A 3,694-nucleotide genomic window follows, 5' to 3' on the forward strand; every position below is an offset into this window, starting at 1 on the left:
GAACAGCACCCGCGACACACTGGCCTGGGAGACCATCGCCGAGGCGAAGCAACCGGCGACATAGGTTGCGGTAAAGGCGGTCACCAGCAGTTCGCCGCCCACCCGGCGCATCACATCCACCGAGGCGGCATCCGGGTCGACGAAGCTGTTCCATTGCGGGAACACCATTTGCGCGAAATACGAAACCAGCAGGAACAGCAGGCCGCCGAACAGCGACACCACCATGATCGCCAACGGGATGGTGCGGCGTGGGTTGGGGGTTTCCTCGGCCATGGTCGACACCGCATCGAAGCCAAGAAACGACAGGCACAGCACCGCGGCGCCCGCCATGATCAGCGGCGCGCTGAAGCCTTCATGGTGGAATGGCGCCAGCAGCGACACGGGTGCGGACTGCTCGCTCAGGGTGTGCACCGACAACGCCACGAACACCACGATGAACACCAACTGGGCGACGATGAGTATCCAGTTGACCCGGGTGATGGACTCGATTCCCACCAGGTTCAGCGTGGTCACCAGGGCAATCGAGCCGAGCACCCACACGGCGGTCGGCACCCCGGGAAAATACTCGGACATGTAGATGCCGATCAGCAAATAGCTGAGCAACGGCAGGAAGATGTAGTCCAGCAACAGGGTCCACCCGGCGATGAAGCCGAAGTAGGCGCCAAACGCCTTGCGGGTGTAGGAGTAGACCGAGCCCGAATAGGGATGCGCCTGGACCATGCGCCCATAGCTGTAGGCCGTCAGCAGCATCGCGGCGAGAGTCAGCATGTAGGCGGTCGGCAAGTGGCCCTTGGTCATTTGGGTCACCAGCCCGTAGGTGGTAAACACCGCCAGCGGCACCATGTACGCCAGGCCGAACAACACCAGCCCGATAAGACCCAGCGGCTGACGGAAGCGGCGGGACGAGGCGGCTTTGGGTGAGGATTGATGAGCGGGTGTATCGGTCACGTTTGTTATTGTATTCATGGGTGACTCCTGGAAATGGGGATGCAGGGCGTCGCGGCATTCGATGGCATCGATGCCGTTCAGCGTTGCCTGATGGAGGTTGCGCACCACCCCTCGCCTGGGGTGGCGCGCTGGTCACTTCAGCGTTTTCCCGCGATCCGTGCGGTGCGATCCACGGCGATGCGGGTCTTTTCAACCACCTCGTCCAGCTCAGTGCGCGTGGCCACCAGTGCCGGTGCCATGATCATGCGGCCCAGCGTCGAGCGAATGATTACGCCCTCTTCGAAACCAAACGTGCGGCACTGCCAGGCCAGGTCGTTTTCGTTCTCGAAGCGCTTGCGGGTGCTCTTGTCTTCAGCGAACTGCAAGGCCGCGAGCAAGCCCGTGCCCTGGATCTCGCCGATCATCGGGTGATTGCCAAACACTTCATGGAGGATTTTTTGCAGGTACGGTCCGGTGTCGTTCTTCACCTGGCGCACGATGCCTTCGTCCCGCAGCGCCTTGAGGTTGGCCAGCGCCACCGCCGCCGCGACCGGGTGCCCGGAATAGGTCAGCCCGTGGGCAAACACGCCGCCGCGCTCCACCAGCGCATCGGCCACGCGCTTGCTCAGCACCAGGCCACCCATCGGCAGGTAACCGGAGGTCAGGCCTTTGGCGATGGACAGCGTGTCCGGCTCAAAACCGAAGTGTTGATGGGCGAACCATTCGCCGGTACGGCCAAAGCCACCAATCACCTCATCGGCACACAGCAGCACATCGTATTGCCGGCAAATGCGCTGGATCTCGGGCCAGTAGCTTTCCGGCGGGAAGATCATGCCGCCCGCGCCCTGGAACGGCTCGGCGATAAACCCGGCGACGTTTTCAGCGCCCAGCTCGAGGATTTTCTCTTCCAGCTGCAAGGCGCAGCGGCGGCCGAACTCGGCAGGCGTCAGCTCGCCGCCATGGGCGTACCAGTAGGGTTCGTCAATGTGTGCCACGTCGGGAATCAGGCCGCCCATCTCGTGCATGAACTTCATGCCGCCCAGGGCAGACGCCGCCAGCGTGGAGCCGTGATAACCATTCCAGCGCCCGATCATGATTTTTTTCTGCGGCTGGCCGACCACTTGCCAGTAACGGCGCACGGTACGGATCAGTACTTCGTTGGCCTCGGAGCCGGAGTTGGTGTAGATCACGTGACTGTAGTGGCCCGGCAACAGGCTGAAGAGCAACTCCGACAGCTCGATCACCGCCGGGTGGGTGGTGTGGAAGAACATGTTGTAGTACGCCAACTGGTCCATCTGGGCGGCAGCGGCAGCGGTCAAGTCCCTGCGACCGTAACCCAGCTGGGTGCACCACAGGCCCGACATGCCGTCCAGGTAACGCTTGCCTTCGCTGTCCCAAAGGTAAAGGCCCTCACCGCGCACCATCACCCGCGGGCCTTCGGCATTCAGCGCTTTTTGATCGACAAATGCATGGATGTGGTGGGCCGCATCCGACTTCTGGTAGTCCTCGGTCAGGCGGTTCAGTTGGGCGGGTACGTTCATGGTATTTCTCTCTTATTAGTAATGACGCAAGGGCGAGCAACGCCGCTCAGCGGTGCTTGCTCATGTAGCTTTCGAGGGGATCTTTGCTCAGCACTCCCTGGGCTTCGGCCAGCGAATCGATAAACAGGGCAAACAGTTCCGATTGCGCGCCGATATCGAGCTTGGTGTAGATGTGTTTGCGGTGGGACTTGATGGTGTCTTCCGAGACGTCGAGGCGTTCGGCCAGCGAACGGGTGGAATGCCCGCGCAGGATCAGTTGGGCTATCCGGCATTCCCGCTCGGTCAATATCGACGAGCCGAAGTTGTTCAGCGCCGAGTGAATGCGCTGCTCCAGCAGGTTTTCGAATCGCGCCCCCTGGGCATCCAGGCCAACGAAATGCTTGCCCAGCACCGCCAGCACCCACGGCGCGATGCGTTTGAATTGGCCGGTGATGGTGGCGTCGAGCTTTTGCGTAAAGGCCAGCGACACCGCCAGGCTCGAGCCGTTGCTCGACTGCAGGATGTAGTTCAGCTCATCCTCCAGATGCGAGTGGCGGTAAAACGACTGGAAGTATTCGCTGAGCTCGAAGTGATCGGGGGCGACCTCGGCCAGCTCGTAACACCCGGAGCGGACGCCCTCCACACAGGCCCCGTAAAACGGGTCGAGCAGATAAAACCCCGACAGGTACTGGCGCACATTGCCTTGTGGCAACCATGGCCCGTCCAGCTCGAACAGCGCACTGGGCATGCCGCCGCGCGGGTAGAAATACAGCGTGGTGGCCTGGATCGGCTGGAGATAACCGAGAGCCTCGAACAAGGTCGCTGCGAACCCCGATTGCCCGATGCTATCGGTCACCCGGGCCATCTGTTCGAACCATTGCGCAGAAGAAAGCCGGTCGTTTTCCACTTCAAACACTCGCTGAAAGAACTGCAAGGATGGTTGCACACCCGCTCCATCCTCGAAATCACCCGATAGGGTGAGCCTGCATCCGATATTTATGCTCACTTCCCAGCTTAATAATATTTTATTAAAAACCGCCCTCCCCCTAGCCTTGAAGCCATGCCCAAGCTGAATCCAACTGCATTACGCAAGGACAGACACATGACTCAAGCAATAACAAAAACAGACACGCTGGTGGTGGGAGCCGGTCAGGCTGGCGTCGCCATGAGCGAGCACCTGAGCAAGCAAGGCGTGCCGCACCTGGTGCTGGAGCGCAGCCGTATCGCCGAGCGCTGGCGCACCGGCC

At 61.2% G+C, this 3,694-nt stretch carries 4 protein-coding genes; 1 reads left to right on the top strand and 3 read right to left on the bottom strand.

Features of this window, described 5'->3' with window-relative positions; all coding sequences use genetic code 11:
* From HX846_RS05730 to HX846_RS05740, 3 genes are all read right to left on the bottom strand, one after another.
* A partial coding sequence (locus HX846_RS05730; protein WP_178965103.1) for an APC family permease occupies nucleotides 1–966 on the bottom strand: 966 nt, incomplete at its 3' end.
* A 119-nt stretch (nucleotides 967–1,085) separates the two neighbouring features.
* Nucleotides 1,086–2,468 carry an aspartate aminotransferase family protein gene (locus HX846_RS05735; protein ID WP_087692428.1) on the bottom strand — a complete coding sequence of 461 codons (1,383 nt, stop codon included), beginning with the start codon at nucleotides 2,466–2,468 and terminating at the stop codon, nucleotides 1,086–1,088.
* A gap of 46 nt (nucleotides 2,469–2,514) precedes the next feature.
* On the bottom strand, nucleotides 2,515–3,354 hold the full coding sequence (locus HX846_RS05740) for a helix-turn-helix transcriptional regulator (protein ID WP_087692457.1): 840 nt from the start codon (nucleotides 3,352–3,354) through the stop codon (nucleotides 2,515–2,517).
* Between the two features lie 195 nt (nucleotides 3,355–3,549).
* Here HX846_RS05740 and HX846_RS05745 point away from each other — a divergent pair.
* Nucleotides 3,550–3,694 (top strand): FAD-dependent monooxygenase (locus HX846_RS05745; protein ID WP_178965104.1); only part of this gene is annotated, 145 nt, incomplete at its 3' end.

This window comes from Pseudomonas sp. K5002 (assembly GCF_013386655.1).
In the GTDB taxonomy this organism is placed as follows: Bacteria; Pseudomonadota; Gammaproteobacteria; order Pseudomonadales; family Pseudomonadaceae; genus Aquipseudomonas.

Excerpts from the sequence above, each read along its gene's own strand:
- HX846_RS05735 (WP_087692428.1), bottom strand. The coding sequence starts at position 2,468 with ATGAACGTACCCGCCCAACTGAACCGCCTGACCGAGGACTACCAGAAG.